The organism is Azospirillum brasilense (genome assembly GCF_001315015.1).
Taxonomy (GTDB): domain Bacteria; phylum Pseudomonadota; class Alphaproteobacteria; order Azospirillales; family Azospirillaceae; genus Azospirillum; species Azospirillum brasilense.
In genome coordinates this window covers 1,787,515-1,802,903 of sequence record NZ_CP012914.1, presented here as the reverse complement: position 1 = coordinate 1,802,903, position 15,389 = coordinate 1,787,515, and the positions used below count along the sequence as shown (strand labels likewise).

18 protein-coding genes and 1 tRNA gene are annotated in these 15,389 nt (G+C 67.2%); 18 read left to right on the top strand and 1 reads right to left on the bottom strand.

Features of this window, described 5'->3' with window-relative positions:
- Positions 1–15 precede the first annotated feature (15 nt).
- The 10 genes from glyA (at position 16) to AMK58_RS08290 (ending at position 9,744) form a co-directional block, all read left to right on the top strand.
- Entirely contained in the window at positions 16–1,326 is a 1,311-nt protein-coding gene (gene glyA / locus AMK58_RS08335) for a serine hydroxymethyltransferase (protein ID WP_014240730.1), read from the top strand.
- A gap of 32 nt (positions 1,327–1,358) precedes the next feature.
- The gene (gene nrdR, locus AMK58_RS08330; RefSeq protein ID WP_014240731.1) at positions 1,359–1,823 is read left to right on the top strand and encodes a transcriptional regulator NrdR; all 465 of its coding nucleotides are present in this window, start codon (positions 1,359–1,361) and stop codon (positions 1,821–1,823) included.
- A 17-nt stretch (positions 1,824–1,840) separates the two neighbouring features.
- The gene (ribD, locus tag AMK58_RS08325) at positions 1,841–2,959 is read left to right on the top strand and encodes a bifunctional diaminohydroxyphosphoribosylaminopyrimidine deaminase/5-amino-6-(5-phosphoribosylamino)uracil reductase RibD (protein WP_059398799.1); all 1,119 of its coding nucleotides are present in this window, start codon (positions 1,841–1,843) and stop codon (positions 2,957–2,959) included.
- A gap of 113 nt (positions 2,960–3,072) precedes the next feature.
- On the top strand, positions 3,073–3,660 hold the full coding sequence (locus AMK58_RS08320; protein WP_035674571.1) for a riboflavin synthase: 588 nt from the start codon (positions 3,073–3,075) through the stop codon (positions 3,658–3,660).
- Complete coding sequence (ribB, locus tag AMK58_RS08315; RefSeq protein ID WP_035674573.1) at positions 3,657–4,781, top strand: 3,4-dihydroxy-2-butanone-4-phosphate synthase; 1,125 nt, start codon at positions 3,657–3,659, stop codon at positions 4,779–4,781. The genes AMK58_RS08320 and ribB overlap by 4 nt, the downstream gene beginning before the upstream one ends.
- A gap of 21 nt (positions 4,782–4,802) precedes the next feature.
- The gene (locus AMK58_RS08310) at positions 4,803–5,267 is read left to right on the top strand and encodes a 6,7-dimethyl-8-ribityllumazine synthase (protein ID WP_014240735.1); all 465 of its coding nucleotides are present in this window, start codon (positions 4,803–4,805) and stop codon (positions 5,265–5,267) included.
- Between the two features lie 33 nt (positions 5,268–5,300).
- A complete protein-coding gene (nusB, locus tag AMK58_RS08305; RefSeq protein WP_035674576.1) occupies positions 5,301–5,873 on the top strand; it encodes a transcription antitermination factor NusB in 573 nt (190 codons plus the stop codon).
- Positions 5,851–6,870 carry a thiamine-phosphate kinase gene (thiL, locus tag AMK58_RS08300; protein ID WP_035674578.1) on the top strand — a complete coding sequence of 340 codons (1,020 nt, stop codon included), beginning with the start codon at positions 5,851–5,853 and terminating at the stop codon, positions 6,868–6,870. The genes nusB and thiL overlap by 23 nt, the downstream gene beginning before the upstream one ends.
- Before the next feature lie 101 nt (positions 6,871–6,971).
- On the top strand, positions 6,972–7,436 hold the full coding sequence (locus AMK58_RS08295; RefSeq protein WP_035674581.1) for a hypothetical protein: 465 nt from the start codon (positions 6,972–6,974) through the stop codon (positions 7,434–7,436).
- Between the two features lie 205 nt (positions 7,437–7,641).
- Positions 7,642–9,744: a sodium-translocating pyrophosphatase gene (locus AMK58_RS08290; protein ID WP_035674583.1), complete on the top strand. Its 2,103-nt coding sequence runs from the start codon at positions 7,642–7,644 to the stop codon at positions 9,742–9,744.
- Positions 9,745–9,828: 84 nt separating this feature from the next.
- Here AMK58_RS08290 and AMK58_RS08285 read toward each other — a convergent pair whose 3' ends face one another.
- The gene (locus AMK58_RS08285) at positions 9,829–10,296 is read right to left on the bottom strand and encodes an outer membrane protein assembly factor BamE (RefSeq protein WP_014240740.1); all 468 of its coding nucleotides are present in this window, start codon (positions 10,294–10,296) and stop codon (positions 9,829–9,831) included.
- Between the two features lie 129 nt (positions 10,297–10,425).
- Here AMK58_RS08285 and AMK58_RS08280 point away from each other — a divergent pair, with 129 nt between their 5' ends.
- The 8 genes from AMK58_RS08280 to AMK58_RS08245 all read left to right on the top strand — a co-directional run bounded on the left by AMK58_RS08280 (position 10,426) and on the right by AMK58_RS08245 (position 15,283).
- Entirely contained in the window at positions 10,426–10,977 is a 552-nt protein-coding gene (locus tag AMK58_RS08280; protein ID WP_035674586.1) for a ubiquinol-cytochrome C chaperone family protein, read from the top strand.
- Between the two features lie 151 nt (positions 10,978–11,128).
- Positions 11,129–11,737 carry a YceD family protein gene (locus tag AMK58_RS08275; protein WP_035674589.1) on the top strand — a complete coding sequence of 203 codons (609 nt, stop codon included), beginning with the start codon at positions 11,129–11,131 and terminating at the stop codon, positions 11,735–11,737.
- Positions 11,738–11,842: 105 nt separating this feature from the next.
- Positions 11,843–12,028, top strand: coding sequence for a 50S ribosomal protein L32 (gene rpmF, locus AMK58_RS08270; RefSeq protein WP_035674592.1), 186 nt, complete (start codon positions 11,843–11,845; stop codon positions 12,026–12,028).
- A 49-nt stretch (positions 12,029–12,077) separates the two neighbouring features.
- Positions 12,078–13,130 carry a phosphate acyltransferase PlsX gene (gene plsX, locus AMK58_RS08265; RefSeq protein ID WP_014240745.1) on the top strand — a complete coding sequence of 351 codons (1,053 nt, stop codon included), beginning with the start codon at positions 12,078–12,080 and terminating at the stop codon, positions 13,128–13,130.
- 4 nt (positions 13,131–13,134) lie between these two features.
- Positions 13,135–14,106 (top strand): beta-ketoacyl-ACP synthase III, encoded by a 972-nt coding sequence (locus AMK58_RS08260; RefSeq protein WP_014240746.1) that lies wholly within the window; start codon positions 13,135–13,137, stop codon positions 14,104–14,106.
- 138 nt (positions 14,107–14,244) lie between these two features.
- On the top strand, positions 14,245–14,583 hold the full coding sequence (locus tag AMK58_RS08255; protein WP_014240747.1) for an integration host factor subunit alpha: 339 nt from the start codon (positions 14,245–14,247) through the stop codon (positions 14,581–14,583).
- Between the two features lie 40 nt (positions 14,584–14,623).
- A complete protein-coding gene (locus AMK58_RS08250; protein WP_035674596.1) occupies positions 14,624–15,112 on the top strand; it encodes a MerR family transcriptional regulator in 489 nt (162 codons plus the stop codon).
- Between the two features lie 94 nt (positions 15,113–15,206).
- Positions 15,207–15,283: transfer RNA gene (locus AMK58_RS08245), tRNA-Pro, on the top strand.
- Positions 15,284–15,389 lie beyond the last annotated feature (106 nt).

The following is a 15,389-nucleotide window of genomic DNA, read 5'->3' as shown; positions in this document are numbered from 1 at the left end:
AGGACCTGCCCTGCCATGACCGTGACCAACGCCGACCCCCGCGCCGAGATCGGCCGCTTCTTCGCTGCCTCGCTTGCCGAGACCGATCCCGAACTGGCCCGCGCGGTGCGCGACGAGCTTGTCCGCCAGCAGGAGCAGATCGAGCTGATCGCGTCCGAGAACATCGTCTCCCAGGCGGTGCTTGAGGCCCAGGGCTCGGTCATGACCAACAAGTACGCCGAAGGCTATCCGGGCCGGCGTTACTATGGAGGTTGCGAGTATGTGGACGTGGCCGAGACGCTGGCGATCGAGCGCGCCTGCAAGCTGTTCGGCTGCGGCTTCGCCAACGTCCAGCCGAACTCAGGGTCGCAGGCCAACCAAGCGGTCAACCTCGCCCTGCTCCAGCCGGGCGATACCATCCTCGGCATGTCGCTGGCGGCCGGCGGCCACCTGACCCACGGCGCTGCCCCGAACCTGTCGGGCAAGTGGTTCAAGGCCGTGCAGTACGGCGTGCGCCGTGACGACCACCTGATCGACTTCGACGAGGTCGAGCGTCTGGCCCGCGAGCACAAGCCGAAGCTGATCATCGCCGGCGGCTCCGCCTATCCGCGCGTCCTCGACTACCAGCGCTTCCGCGCCATCGCGGACGAGGTCGGCGCCTACTTCATGGTGGACATCGCCCACTACGCCGGCCTGATCGCCGGCGGCGTCTACCCGAACCCGTTCCCCTACGCCGACGTGGTCACCACCACCACCCACAAGACGCTGCGCGGCCCGCGCGGCGGCATGGTGCTGACCAACAGCGAGGAGATCGCCAAGAAGATCAACTCGGCGGTGTTCCCCGGCCTGCAGGGCGGCCCGCTGATGCACGTCATCGCTGCCAAGGCGGTGGCCTTCGCCGAGGCGCTGCGTCCGGAGTTCAAGACCTACGCCAAGAGCGTCCTGGACAACGCCCGCGCCCTGTCGAAGGTGCTGATCGAGGGCGGCCTGGACATCGTCTCCGGCGGCACCGACAGCCACATCGTGCTGGTCGACCTGCGCCCGAAGAACCTGACCGGCAAGGCCGCCGAGGCGAGCCTCGAGCACGCCGGCATGACCTGCAACAAGAACGGCGTGCCGTTCGACCCGCAGAAGCCGATGGTCACCTCCGGCGTCCGTCTGGGCAGCCCGGCGGCCACCACCCGCGGCTTCGGCGTGGCCGAATTCGAGCAGGTCGGCCGCCTGATCGTCGAGACGCTGGACGGTCTGGCCGCCAGCAACTCCGGCGACAACGCGGCGGTCGAGGCCAAGGTGCGGGAGGAGGTGCGCGAGCTGTGCCGCCGCTTCCCCATCTATCCGACCCTGTAATCATCACGACCGACTAAGGGGAAAGGCCGGACATGCGCTGCCCGTTCTGCGGACACGAGGACACCCAGGTCAAGGACTCGCGACCGACCGAGGACAACTCGGCGATCCGCAGACGGCGGTTCTGCCCCAGTTGCAGCGCGCGCTTCACCACCTTCGAGCGCGTTCAGCTCCGTGAGCTGACGGTGGTGAAGAGCACCGGCCAGCGGGAGCCTTTCGACCGCGAAAAGCTCCTGCGCTCCATGCGCATTGCCCTGCGCAAGCGCCCGATCGACGCCGACCGTATCGACCGGGTGGTGAACAGCCTGGTGCGCCAGCTCGAATCCTCCGGCGAGAGCGAGATCCCGTCGAAGCAGATCGGCGAGATGATCATGGTGGCGCTCCAGACGCTCGATCAGGTCGCCTACATCCGCTACGCCTCGGTCTACAAGGACTTCCGCGAGGCGTCGGACTTCAACGAGTTCGTCGAACAGCTCGCTCCCGAAGCCCAGAACGGGTGAGGAGGCGGGCGGCGCCCATGGCGATGCAAGCCATCCACCCCGACGATGTCCGCCACATGCGGGCCGCGCTGGCCCTGGCGGCGCGCGGGCTCGGCAACACCTGGCCGAACCCGGCGGTGGGCTGCGTCATCGTGCGCGACGGCGTGGTGGTCGGGCGCGGCTGGACCCAGCCGGGCGGGCGGCCCCACGCCGAGACGGAAGCACTGGCCCGCGCCGGTGGCGCTGCGCGCGGCGCCACCGCCTATGTGACACTGGAGCCCTGCAACCACTACGGGAAAACTCCACCCTGCGCTCTGGCTCTGGTCGAGGCCGGGGTGGCGCGGGTGGTGGTGGCCTGCGGCGATCCCGACCCGCGGGTGGCGGGTGGCGGGCTGGAGCGGCTGCGCGCCGCCGGGATCGCGGTGGACACCGGCGTCTGCGAGGACGCGGCCTGGACGCTCAACGAGGGCTTCTTCCGGCGCATCCAGGACGAACGCCCACTCTATACACTGAAGGCGGCGACGACGCTGGACGGGCGCATCGCCACCCACAGCGGCCAGTCGCAATGGATCACCGGGCCGACGGCGCGGGCCTGGGGACACCGGTTGCGCGCCACTCACGACGCGATCATGGTCGGCATCCGCACCGCCCTGGCCGACGACCCGGAACTCACCTGCCGTCTGCCGGGGCTGGCCCATCGTTCGCCCGTACGGATCGTGGTGGACAGCCGGCTGCGCCTGCCGCTGACCGGGAAGCTGGCCGTGGGCGCGCGGCCCGTGCCGACCTGGGTCGTCACGCGCGAGGACGCGGACCCCGGCCGTCTGGCCGTCTTCCAGGACTGCGGACTGGAGGTCATCCGTGTGCCGGCCGACTCCGCGGGGCTGCCGGATCTGGTCGCGGCGAGCGCCGCCCTGGCCCGCCGCGGTCTGACCCGCGTGCTGGTGGAGGGCGGCGCAACGCTGGCGGCCTCGCTGTTGCGGGCCAATCTGGTGGACCGACTGGAATGGTTCCGCGCCGCCTCCGTCATAGGGGGCGACGGGCTGCCGGCGGTCCATGCCTTCGGGGTGGACGGATTGGAGCGCATGGCGCGATTCCGCCGGACCGACCTGCGGCAGGCCGGGGACGACCTCGTGGAAAGCTACGTCCGGCGCGGTTAAGCGACGCTGATTTTCATGGCGTCCGGCACCGTGCCGTGCGCAACAGTCCGTTGCGTGCCACGCCGTGCGGATGAATCTTTCACACGATTGAAAACCTGCTAAATTGCCGGCCCATGTTCACCGGAATCATCACCGATGTTGGGCGCGTTCGGGCCGTGGAACGGCAGGGCGACACCCGGTTCACCGTCGAAACCGTCTTCGCTATGGAGACGGTTCCCATCGGCGCGTCCATCGCCAACAACGGCGTCTGTCTGACCGTGGTCGAGAAGGGACCGGGCTGGTTCGCCGTGCAGGCCTCCGCCGAGACCCTGTCGAAGACGACGCTGGGCGGCTGGGCCGAGGGCACGCGCGTCAATCTGGAGCGCGCGCTCAAGGTCGGCGACGAGCTGGGCGGGCACATCGTGTCCGGCCATGTCGACGGCGTCGCCACCGTGGTCGATGTCCGCCCCGACGGCGAATCCAAGCGGTTCACCTTTGAGGCGCCGGCCAATCTGGCGAAGTACATCGCCCCCAAGGGGTCTGTGGCGCTGGACGGCGTGTCGCTGACGGTGAACGAGGTCGATGGCGCGCGCTTCGGCGTGAACATCATCCCGCACACCCAGGATGCGACCACCTTCGGCGCGCTGAAGGCCGGGGACCGGGTGAACCTGGAAATCGATATGCTCGCGCGGTATGTCGCACGGCTGGCAGGGCAGGAATGACGTCCGAGTTTCATGAATATCTGTCGCGCCCCGAGGAGATCCTTGAGGAGGCGCGCCAGGGCAAGATGTTCATCCTCGTCGATGACGAGGACCGCGAGAACGAAGGCGATCTGGTCATCCCGGCCCAGTGCGCGACCCCCGAGGCCGTGAACTTCATGGCCAAGTACGGGCGTGGCCTGATCTGCCTCGCCATGGACCAGAACCACATCGAACGGCTGCGCCTGCCGCTGATGGCGCAGCAGAACGGCACCCGCCACCAGACCGCCTTCACCGTCTCCATCGAGGCGCGCGAGGGTGTCACCACCGGCATCTCCGCCGCCGACCGCGCCCGCACCATCCAGGTCGCCATCGACCCGACGGCCGGGCCGGACGCCATCGTGACGCCGGGCCACGTCTTCCCGCTGCTCGCCCGCGACGGCGGCGTGCTGGTCCGCGCCGGCCACACGGAAGCCTCAGTGGACATCGCCCGCATGGCCGGCATGACCGCGGCAGGCGTGATCTGCGAGATCATGAACGACGACGGAACCATGGCCCGCCTGCCGGATCTGGTGAAGTTCGCGCAGTTCCACGGGCTGAAGGTGGGCACCATCGCCGACCTGATCGCCTATCGCCGCCGCACCGAGACGATCGTCGAGCAGAAGCTGGCGGCGACGCTGGACAGCCGCTTCGGCGGGCGTTTCCAGATGTACGTCTACGTCAACAAGGTGGCCTACGCGGAGCACATCGCGCTGGTGCGCGGCGACATCTCCGGCGACGAGCCGGTGCTGGTGCGCATGCACGCCCTGTCGGTGCTGGACGACGTGCTGGGCGACAAGAGCGCCGCGCGCGACGGCGAGCTTCAGGCCTCGATGGAGATGATCGCGCGGGAAGGCCGCGGCGTCATCGTCCTGCTGCGCGAGCCGATGGCCAACAGTCTGACCGAATCGGTGCTGGCGCGGCTGGAAGGCCACGAGAATCCGACCCCCGCCCTGCGGGATTATGGCGTTGGCGCGCAGATCCTGCTGGACCTGGGCGTACGCGACATGGTTCTGCTGTCGAACCGCAAGAAGTCCATCATCGGGCTGGAGGGGTACGGCCTGACCGTGCTCGGCCACCGCCCGATTCCCCTGCATGACCAGTAACCGCCAGCCGAGCGACCCGAGATGACCGAAAAGCCCCACCTGATGATCGTGGAAGCCCGCTTCTACGAGGACATCGCCGACGAGCTGGTGAAAGGCGCCATCGCCGAGATCGAGAAGGAGGGCGCCACCTACCAGCGCGTCTCGGTCCCGGGATGCCTGGAGATCCCGGCGGCGATCCTTTACGCCCTGCGCTCCATGGATTTCTTCACGGCGCGCAAGCGTTTCGACGGCTATGTCGGGCTGGGCTGCGTGATCCGCGGCGAGACCACCCATTACGACATCGTCTGCAACGAGAGCGCCCGCGGTCTCCAGGACCTCGCGCTGCGCTACGCGCTGGCCATCGGCAATGGTGTGCTGACGGTGGAGAACCGCGAGCAGGCCTGGGCGCGGGCTTCGGTGACGGCCAAGAACAAGGGTGGTTTCGCGGCGCGCGCCTGCCTTGACATGATCGAACTCAAGCGCCAATTCCGCCTCTATCCGCGGTGACCCCGCGGTGCAATTCCTGACAGACTGAGCATCATGAGCAACGACGACGCGGCTGGCCGCGCGAAACAGAAGCGCGGCTCCCGGAACCGGACGGGTGGCGGATCGGCCAAGGCCCGGCGTAAGGCCGCGCGCCTTGCCGCCGTTCAGGCCCTGTACCAGATCGACCTGAACCAGATCGAACCGACCGGCATCGCCGTGGAATCCGTGATCGGCGAGTTCGTCAATCACCGGCTGGGCGAGGAGATCGACGGGGCGAAGTTCGTCACCGCCGACCCGCAGCTGTTCGCCGACATCGTCCGCGGCGCCGCGCACCGCCGGACGGAGGTGGACGGCATGCTGGCCTCGGCCCTGGAGCCGCGCTACGCGCTGGACCGCCTGGAACTGCTGATGCGCGCCATCCTGCGGGCCGGCGCCTATGAGCTGTTCGTCCACAACGATACTCACCCGCGCATCCTCATCAGCGAGTATGTGGATGTGGCGCACGCCTTCTTCGCGGCGCGCGAGCCGGGCATGGTGAACGGTGTGCTCGACCATGTGGCCCGGGCGTTGCGGCCGGACGAACTGGCCCAGCCGGACCCTAGCCGTGACCAGTCCAAAGACCGCTAGGGAAACGACCGGCAAGCCGCTCGGCGAGTTCGGGCGGATCGACCGCTATTTCAGGCCGCTGGCGTCCGGTTTCCCGGGCGCCCGCGGGCTTGCCGACGACGCCGCCGTGTTCGGTGTTCCACCGGACCAGGAACTGGTCGTCACCACGGACGCCATGGTGGCGGGCGTCCATTTCTTCCCCGACGACGCGCCCGGCGACATCGCCGCGAAGCTGCTGCGCACCAACCTGTCGGACCTCGCCGCCATGGGCGCGGCTCCCTACGCCTACACGCTGGTCACCGCACTGCCGAAGACGGTGGGCGAGGACTGGCTGGCCAGCTTCGCCGCCGGTCTGGGCGAGGATCAGGCCCGGTTCGGTATCGCCCTGGCGGGTGGCGACTCGGTCTCGACCTCCGGTCCCATCACCCTGTCGGTGACCGCCTTCGGTCTGGTGCCGAAGGGCGGGGCGGTGCCGCGCTGGGGTGGGCGCCCCGGCGACCGAGTCTACGTCACCGGCAGCATCGGCGACGCGGCGCTCGGCCTGCGGATCGCCTACGGAACGCTGGAGGTGGCCGACGACTCGGCGCGCGCCGCACTGCTGGGTCGTCTGCGGCGGCCCGATCCGCGGACCACGCTGGGGCCGCGTCTGGTCGGACTGGCGACCGGCTGCCTGGACGTGTCGGACGGTCTGGTCGCGGATCTCGGCCACCTGTGCGAGGAATCGGGCTGCGCCGCGCTTCTGGAGTCGGGCCGCGTGCCCCTGTCGGACGCCGCAAGGTCGGTCATCGGCGACGATCCGGTGCGCTTCGCCATGGCTCTGACCGGTGGCGACGATTACGAACTGCTCTTCACCGCTGCGGAAGATGCCGCGTCAGCGCTCGCCGCCCTGTCGGCGGAGACCGGCGTGCCGGTGACGGCCATCGGCCGCTTGTTGGAGGGGCCGGCGGGAGAGGTCACGGTGGCCGATCCGCAGGGGCGGGTTCTCGACCTGCCGACTCGCGGCTGGGACCATTTCTGACAGCGCCGGCATTTCCCAGAGCGCCGTCGTCCCGCGACTCCGCTTAACGCAATCGAAAGCAGGGCGGCGCTAGACTCGACCCGTTCCGTATCCGGGAAGGGATGGGCGTGATCAAGGCCGTCATATTGCTGGTTTTGGGCCTGCTTCTGCTGGGCGGTGCGGGTTTCGGCGGCTGGATGATCTACAACAAGTATTTCGTCGAGCATGAGGAGTCGGCCCCCAAGAAGGAGGAGCCGCCGCCCAAGCCGCCCACCGGCTTCGTCCGCATGGCTCCCTTTGTCGTTCCGGCCATCGGCACGCAGAAGGTCGAGCAGTTCGTGACTGTGGTCGTTACGCTGGAGGTGGTTCTCGACAAGGTTCCCTATGTCCAGGCCCGCCAGCCGCTCGTCTTCGATCGCTGCCTGACGGCCCTCTACGCGGGCGTCGACGACCGGTCGGTGATGACGGGCAACTTGGTCAACATCATTGCCGTAAAAGAAAAACTCGCTGCCGCCGCTGCGAAAGTGGTGGGGGAGGGCGTGGTGCAAAATGTTCTTGTTCAGGTGGTTACACAGCGCAATTTGTAACCGTTCTTAAAAAAGCCTATCCGAAAGTCAGGAGCGCCTCGGCCAAATCGCCGCGCCTATTCGGGCGCGGCGGCTGTTGCATTGTGCCATTCTCTTCGGCATCCTTTTTAGGAACAACTCGCCCGTCATCCACCTTCGTTTGTACGGGTCGTTTTCACGACAAGGCGGTAATCGGGCCCGAAACCATAAGAATTTGGGGGAACCGATGGCAGCAGCGTTCGTCATCATCATCGCCAGCGGCCTGTTGGCCCTGGCGTATGGGTACTACGCGGGCAAGCAAGTCATGGCGGCCTCCGCCGGGTCCGACCGCATGCAGGAAATCGCAGCGGCCGTGCAGGAGGGCGCCCGAGCCTATCTGAATCGCCAGTACACCACCATCGCCATCGCCGGCGTGGTGCTTCTCATCATCCTCGGCGCCTTCCTCGGCCTGCATGTGGCCATCGGCTTCCTGATCGGATCGGTCCTGTCGGGGGCCGCCGGCTATGTCGGCATGAACGTGTCGGTGCGGGCGAACGTGCGCACGGCCCAGGCGGCGACCCATGGCTTGGCCCCGGCGCTGGACATCGCCTTCAAGGCGGGGGCGATCACCGGCATGCTGGTGGTCGGGCTGGGTCTGTTGGGGGTGGGTGTCTATTACGGCATCCTGACCATGATCTACCGCGTGACCGACCCGATCGAGGTCCGCTCCGTGCTGGAGGCCCTGGTCGCCCTCAGCTTCGGCGCCTCGCTGATCTCCATCTTCGCGCGGCTGGGCGGCGGCATCTTCACCAAGGGGGCCGACGTCGGCGCCGATCTGGTGGGCAAGGTCGAGGCCGGCATCCCGGAGGACGATCCCCGCAACCCCGCGGTGATCGCGGACAATGTGGGCGACAACGTCGGCGACTGCGCCGGTATGGCCGCCGACCTCTTCGAAACCTACGCCGTCACCATCGTCGCCACCATGCTGCTGGCGGCGATTTTCTTTTCGGGCGAGGTGATCCGCCTGCTGCTCGTCTACCCGCTGGTCATCGGCGCGGTCTGCATCGCCGCCTCCGTCGCCGGCACCTTCTTCGTGAAGCTGGGCAGCAACAACAACATCATGGCCGCCCTCTACAAGGGGCTGGCGGCGACCGCCGGCATCTCGCTGGTGCTGATCCTGATCGTGACCGCGATCATGTTCGGCTTCACCCGGCCCATCGCGCTGAACGGCGGCGGCTACGTCACCGGAGGCAACCTGTTCGTCTCGTCCCTGGTCGGGCTGGGCGTGACCGGCCTGCTGGTGTGGATCACCGAATACTACACCTCCACCGCTTTCCGCCCGGTGCGCAGCGTCGCCCGCGCGTCGGAGACCGGGCACGGCACCAACGTGATCCAAGGGCTGGCCGTGTCGATGGAGGCGACGGCGCTTCCCGTCCTGGTCATCTGCGTCGGCATCATCATCGCCTACGGACAGGCCGGCATCTTCGGGATCGGCATCGCCGCGACCACGATGCTCGCATTGGCGGGCATGGTGGTGGCTTTGGACGCCTACGGTCCGGTGACCGACAACGCGGGCGGCATTGCCGAAATGGCCGACATGCCGAAGGACATCCGCGTGACGACCGACGCGCTCGACGCCGTCGGCAACACCACGAAGGCGGTGACCAAGGGCTACGCCATCGGCTCCGCCGGTCTGGCCGCGCTGGTGTTGTTCGCCGCCTATGTGCAGGATCTGAAGCACTACTTCCCGAACGTGACGGTCGAGTTCCGGCTGGACGATCCCTACGTGGTCGTCGGGTTGCTGATCGGCGGCCTGCTGCCCTACCTGTTCGGGGCGATGGGCATGACCGCGGTCGGGCGTGCCGCCGGATCGGTGGTGGTGGAGGTGCGCCGCCAGTTTCGTGAGATCAGCGGCATCATGGAGGGCACCGCCAAACCCGACTATGGCCGCGCCGTCGATATGCTGACCCGCGCCGCGATCAAGGAGATGGTCATCCCGTCGCTGCTGCCGGTCCTGGCGCCGGTGGTCCTGTACATCGTCATTGCCGCCATTGCTGGTCAGGCGCAGGCTTTCGCCGCCTTGGGCGCCATGCTGCTGGGCACCATCGTGACGGGAATCTTCGTCGCCATCTCGATGACCTCGGGCGGCGGCGCCTGGGACAACGCCAAGAAGTACATCGAGGAGGGGAACCACGGCGGCAAGGGTTCCGACGCGCACAAGGCGGCGGTGACCGGCGACACCGTCGGCGACCCGTACAAGGACACCGCCGGTCCGGCGGTCAACCCGATGATCAAGATCACCAACATCGTGGCGATCCTGCTGCTGGCGATCCTCGCCCAGATCGGCTGAGTCGGATCGACATCGATCGGGACGGCACCAAAAGAAAAGCCCCGCGGAAGCGGGGCTTTTCGTGTCTCTGCAGACCGGTTGGCGTCAGCGGCCGGGGCCGCGGTTGCGCGAGTCCTTGGCGGAGAAGCGTCCGACGTTGCCAAGCATCTGTTCGAGGAAGCTCAGCTCGCGGCCGGCGGTGGGGGTGCTGCGATCGACGATGTCGATCTGCTGCCCGTCGGTGGCGTCGAGCTGCTTCATCTCCGTCACCACGCCCGCATCGTCGAAATGGACGACGACGACACGGCGCTCCATCACGCTCGGCTGGAAGAAGGCGACCTTCTCCGTCTTTTGGCCGATGTAGTACCAGACATTCTGGTCGAAGGTTCCCACGGAGGTCGGCGTGCCGAGGATGTCCGCCACATCCTCCCGCCGCGACTGGCCGGCCTTGATCTCGGCGATGCGGTCGGGGTCCGCCATGTTGCCGCGGGTCGCCACGGTGGGCGAGCACGCGGAGACGGCGAGACCCAGAAAGGCGAAGGCGCACAGCGCCGAAGGAATCGATCTCGTCATGGTGCTCAGGCTATGATGGCGCGGGCGGACCGCCGGACCCTTGCGGCAGGCCGGACTCCGCCCGCAATGCCGGGACAATCGCATCGCGCGGTTTGTCCTGTCAACGAAACTCCGAACGAGAGAGAAACCGTGCTTGACCGCCTGTTCCGGCGTCGGCGTGAAGCCCGCGCCGTCGCCGATTTCTATCTCACCATCGCAGCGCAGGCCCGCTTGCCGGCCTTCTACCGTGACCTTGGCGTTCCCGACACATTGGATGGGCGCTTCGACATGGTGGTGCTTCATGTCTTCTTGGTCATGCGCCGCCTGAAGGGGCAGGGGGCCGCCGCCGCGGACCGCTCGCGCCTGCTCTTCGAGGCGATGATCGACCATTTCGAGAAGTCGCTGATGGAGCAGGGGGTGGGCGACAGCGGAGTCGGGCGGCGCATCAAGACCATGGCACGCGGCATCGCCGGCCGGATCGAGGTCTATGACCGTGCGCTCGCCGACGAGGGGGAGCAGGCGTTGGAGGTCGCCCTCGACAACAACGTCTATGGCACCGTGTCGGAGGTGCCGCCGGAGCGGCTGGCCGTCATGGCGGCCTATGTCCGGCGCGAGGCCGCCGGGCTGGAGACGCAACCGCTGGAGTCGCTCATGGCCGGGGAGGTGCGCTTCGGTCCGCCGCCCGGCGCCGGGACCGACTGATCGCGTCCATCGAGTCTCTCCTTATTATAGGGGTGGCGATTGGATTATAGGGGTGGCGATTGGACTTGCCTTTCCCGGCGTCCGAATTCATCTGACAGTGAGACGAAGGCGTCCGCTTCAGAACGGGCGCTGTGACAAGGAACTGCTCGACATGCGCAACACAACTCAACCCTCCGCCAGCCCTGCGCCGGAATTTTCGCGCATCGTCCGCGCCGACGCCGTTCACCGTGACGGCGATCTGGTCGAAACCATCGAGGCGACGGAAGCCGAGCGCAAGGCGCTGGCCGAACGGTTCGAACTGGAGGGAATCGGGCGGCTGACCGCCCGGGTCCGCTTGCGCTCCGTGCGCGGCGGCCAGATGGTGCGCGTGGAAGGAGAACTGGAGGCCGACGTGGTACAGACCTGCGTCATCACGCTGGAGCCGGTGCCCGCCCAGGTGTCCGACCGCTTCGGCGCGCTGTTCGCGCCGGAGTCGATGGTCCCCGACGAGGACGACGAGATCGAGATCGACCCGAACGTCGCCGAGGAGGACATTCCGGAGGCCATGACCAACGGACGCATCGACATCGGCGAACTGGCCGCCCAGCATTTGTCCCTGGCGCTCGACCCCTATCCTCATGCAGAAGGCGTGGCGTTCGACGGGTACAGCGAAGGCGAAGATGAGGAGGAGGGCATGGCCCCCGCCGATGATGATGCCGATGCCGCTCCGGAGAAGCCGAACCCGTTCGCCGCGCTGGAACGTCTGAAACGACAGAATTGAGGGCGGAACGGGCTTGCCCTCCGTGGGCAATTGCCGTATTGAATGCCGCTCGCGTCAGGCGGCCCCTCTTCGGGCCGCCTTTTACAATGAAGAGAGTTTACGGCCATGGCTGTTCCGAAGAAGAAGACCTCCAAGTCGCGCCGCAACATGCGTCGCTCGCACCACGCTCTCCCGACCTCGTCCTACGCCGAGTGCTCGAACTGCGGCGAGCTGAAGCGCCCGCACCATGTCTGCGACTCTTGCGGTCACTACGACCAGCGCGAAGTGGTTCAGAGCGCTCCGGCGGCCTGATGGCGGTTTGGTTGGCCGCCCTACGTCCTAGCCAGGGAGCCTGTCCGCGGTGAGCCAGCGCCTGACCATTGCCCTTGATGCCATGGGCGGTGACAAAGGACCCGACATGGTGATTGCCGGGGCGGATATCGCCCGCGAGCGTCACCCGCAGGTGCATTACCTGCTGTTCGGGGACACCGCCCGCATCGAGCCGCTGCTCGCGCAGCGGCCCGCCTTGAGAGCGGTGGCCGAGGTGCGCCACACCCCGGACGCCGTGGCCGGCGATGCCAAGCCGTCGGTCGCGTTGCGCGCCGGACGCCAGTCGAGCATGCGTCTCGCCATCGACTCGGTGGCGGGCGGGCAAGCCGCCTGTGTGGTCTCCGCCGGCAACACCGGCGCGCTCATGGCCATGGCCAAGTTCGTGCTGAAGACGATTCCCGGAATCGACCGTCCGGCCATCGCCTCCTTCTTCCCGACCCTGCGGGGGGAGAGCGTCATGCTCGACCTCGGCGCCAACACCGAATGCCAGCCCGAGAATCTCGTGCAGTTCGCCGTGATGGGCGCGGTCTTCGCGCGCACCGCGCTGAACCTGTCCGAGCCGACCATCGGCGTGCTGAACATCGGTTCGGAAGAGGTGAAGGGGAACGAGGTGGTGCGCGCCGCCGCGACCCGTTTGCGCGAGATGCCGCTGCCGGGGCGTTTCCACGGATTCGTCGAGGGCAACGACATCGCCACCGGTACGGTGGATGTGATCGTCACCGACGGCTTCACCGGCAACGTCGCCCTGAAGACCGCCGAAGGCACGGCGAAGCTCTTCACGGAGTTCCTGCGCCGGACGTTCCAGTCCTCCTGGACGGCGCGTCTCGGCTACCTGCTGGCCCGCGGGGCCTTCAAGCGCTTGAAGCAGCGCACCGATCCGCGCCGCTACAACGGCGCCATGTTCCTGGGCCTGCGCGGCGTCTGCGTGAAGAGCCACGGGGGCACCGACGCCATCGGGTTCGCCAACGCCATCGGTGTGGCCTACAATCTGGCGGCAAACGGTTTCAACGACCGAATCAAGGAAGAGATGCAGCGTCTCGCCGACGCCAAGCCTCTTCCCGACACGAAGGCGGCGGCGGTCTAACATCATGGTCAAGCGTTCCCGAGTTCTCGGCTGCGGTTCCTACCTCCCGGCCAACGTCGTCACGAATCGCGATCTTGAAGCCCGTGTGGACACCTCGGACGAGTGGATCGTCCAGCGCACCGGCATCAAGTCGCGCCACATCGCCGCCGACGGGGAACTGACCTCCGACCTCGCCATCGCCGCGGCGACCCGCGCGCTGGAGCATGCCGGGGTGGACGCCGCCAGCATCGACTGCATCGTGCTGGCGACGACGACTCCGGACAACACCTTCCCGGCCACCGCGACCAAGGTGCAGGCCGCGCTGGGGACCAAGGGCTTCGCGCTGGACATCCAGGCGGTGTGCGCCGGCTTCGTCTACGCGATGTCGATCGCCGACAACTTCATCCGCATCGGGCAGGCCAACCGCGCCCTGGTCATCGGCGCGGAGACCTTCTCCCGCCTGCTCGACTGGAAGGACCGCACCACCTGCGTCCTGTTCGGCGACGGTGCGGGGGCCGTGGTGATGGACGGCTACGATGCCGCCGGGACCTCGGCGGACCGCGGCGTGTTGTCCACGCATCTGCATTCGGACGGCGCCCAGTACGGGCTGCTCTACGTCGATGGAGGCCCGTCGACCACCGGCACGGCCGGGCACGTGCGGATGAATGGCCAGGACGTGTTCCGTCATGCCGTCAGCAAGTTGTCCTCGGTTGTCGAGGAGGCTTTGGCGGCCAACGGGTTGGAGCCGTCGGCGGTGGACTGGCTGGTGCCGCACCAAGCCAACCAGCGGATCATCGACGGCATCGCCCGCAAGCTGAAGCTGCCATCCGACAAGGTCGTGCTGACGGTGGACCGCCATGGCAACACCTCCGCCGCCTCGATCCCGCTGGCGCTGTGCGAAGCGGTGCACGACGGCCGCGTGAAGCGTGGCGACCTGATCCTCATGGAGGCCATCGGTGGTGGCCTGACCTGGGGCGCCGCGATGGTGCGCTGGTAAGCCGCGCACCCGCATCGCTTTCCCGTAGGGTGGCGTTTGCTGCGCCGCTCACAACGACGCGATCCAAGCTTTTGAATTGACCGGGTTCTTTCCCCGGATTACGGTTTTTCCCCTATGGTTTCGGGGGGGAAGCGAACCATGTCACAGAATACCGTCACCCGCGCGCAGCTCAGCGAAGCGGTCTACCAAGAGGTCGGCCTGTCGCGCAACGAATCCGCCGATCTGGTCGAAAGCGTCCTGGAGGAGATCTCCGACGCCCTGGCCCGCGGCGAGATGGTCAAGATCTCGTCCTTCGGCAGTTTCCAGATCCGGCAGAAGGGGCAGCGGGTCGGCCGCAACCCGAAGACCGGCGAAGAGGTTCCGATCCTGCCCAGGCGCGTCCTGGTCTTCCGGGCTAGCCACGTGCTGAAGAACCGCATCAACGAGGTCGTGGAGGCGGAGGAAGCCGAGGCGCAGCGCGTGAAGGCGGTCTCCTGATCCGCCGCACGAACCGGCCGACAACAAGGGTTTTCCGGATATGAAGGCGCGCGGCACCACGAAGTCCGCCATGGCGTTCCGCACGATCAGCGAGGTGTCGTCCGACCTGGACGTGCCGCAGCATGTGCTGCGTTTCTGGGAAGGCAAGTTCCCGCAGCTTCGCCCGCTCAAGCGCGGTGGAGGGCGGCGCTATTACCGCCCGGAAGACGTGGACCTGCTGCGGCAGATTCAGAATTTGCTGTATGGCGAAGGCTACACGATCAAGGGTGTCCAGCGCCTTCTGAAGGATGGGAAGCTGGACGACGATCCGGACGCCCGAAGGAGAGCGGAGGACGCGCCAGATGAACCGGACGCGTTTGAGGCTGCTTCGGACGGGGCGCGCGTGGACTTGGTCGCCACCGAAGAGGCCGCTCCGATCGTTGCGCTCGACGGCCTGTCGGACACCATCCGGCAGGCCATCGCCCAGGCTCTCGATGAGTTGAGGGAGGCGCGCCTTCTGCTCGCAGTGGGGGAGGCTAAAGAAATTTGAGAAGCATGGAAAAAAGTGAACTGTAGCGCTTGCGTTGGACCAAGGTCCCGGCTATAGTCCCGCTCCCTTCCGGAACGAAGGGCGGTCCGTCGAACGGAGCGTAGCGCAGCCTGGTAGCGCATCAGACTGGGGGTCTGGGGGTCGCAGGTTCAAATCCTGTCGCTCCGACCAAGTTCCGGATTGGAAGAGAAGCCTTGGAACCCTGCGGTTCCAAGGCTTTTTCTTTGGCTGTGCCGACGCTCATGTGCCGTGTTGAAGCAGGCTGTGCTTGTGGGGC

Bases quoted from the DNA above. Each gene is read 5' to 3' on its own strand.
- AMK58_RS08290 (WP_035674583.1), top strand. From the start codon at position 7,642: ATGGCAGCAGCGTTCGTCATCATCATCGCCAGCGGCCTGTTGGCCCTG.
- ribD (WP_059398799.1), top strand. From the start codon at position 1,841: ATGGCGATGCAAGCCATCCACCCCGACGATGTCCGCCACATGCGGGCC.
- AMK58_RS08285 (WP_014240740.1), bottom strand. From the start codon at position 10,296: ATGACGAGATCGATTCCTTCGGCGCTGTGCGCCTTCGCCTTTCTGGGT.
- AMK58_RS08250 (WP_035674596.1), top strand. From the start codon at position 14,624: ATGAAGGCGCGCGGCACCACGAAGTCCGCCATGGCGTTCCGCACGATC.
- nusB (WP_035674576.1), top strand. From the start codon at position 5,301: ATGAGCAACGACGACGCGGCTGGCCGCGCGAAACAGAAGCGCGGCTCC.
- AMK58_RS08320 (WP_035674571.1), top strand. From the start codon at position 3,073: ATGTTCACCGGAATCATCACCGATGTTGGGCGCGTTCGGGCCGTGGAA.
- AMK58_RS08255 (WP_014240747.1), top strand. From the start codon at position 14,245: ATGTCACAGAATACCGTCACCCGCGCGCAGCTCAGCGAAGCGGTCTAC.
- AMK58_RS08275 (WP_035674589.1), top strand. From the start codon at position 11,129: ATGCGCAACACAACTCAACCCTCCGCCAGCCCTGCGCCGGAATTTTCG.
- nrdR (WP_014240731.1), top strand. From the start codon at position 1,359: ATGCGCTGCCCGTTCTGCGGACACGAGGACACCCAGGTCAAGGACTCG.
- rpmF (WP_035674592.1), top strand. From the start codon at position 11,843: ATGGCTGTTCCGAAGAAGAAGACCTCCAAGTCGCGCCGCAACATGCGT.
- ribB (WP_035674573.1), top strand. From the start codon at position 3,657: ATGACGTCCGAGTTTCATGAATATCTGTCGCGCCCCGAGGAGATCCTT.
- AMK58_RS08295 (WP_035674581.1), top strand. From the start codon at position 6,972: ATGGGCGTGATCAAGGCCGTCATATTGCTGGTTTTGGGCCTGCTTCTG.
- AMK58_RS08260 (WP_014240746.1), top strand. From the start codon at position 13,135: ATGGTCAAGCGTTCCCGAGTTCTCGGCTGCGGTTCCTACCTCCCGGCC.
- glyA (WP_014240730.1), top strand. From the start codon at position 16: ATGACCGTGACCAACGCCGACCCCCGCGCCGAGATCGGCCGCTTCTTC.
- AMK58_RS08310 (WP_014240735.1), top strand. From the start codon at position 4,803: ATGACCGAAAAGCCCCACCTGATGATCGTGGAAGCCCGCTTCTACGAG.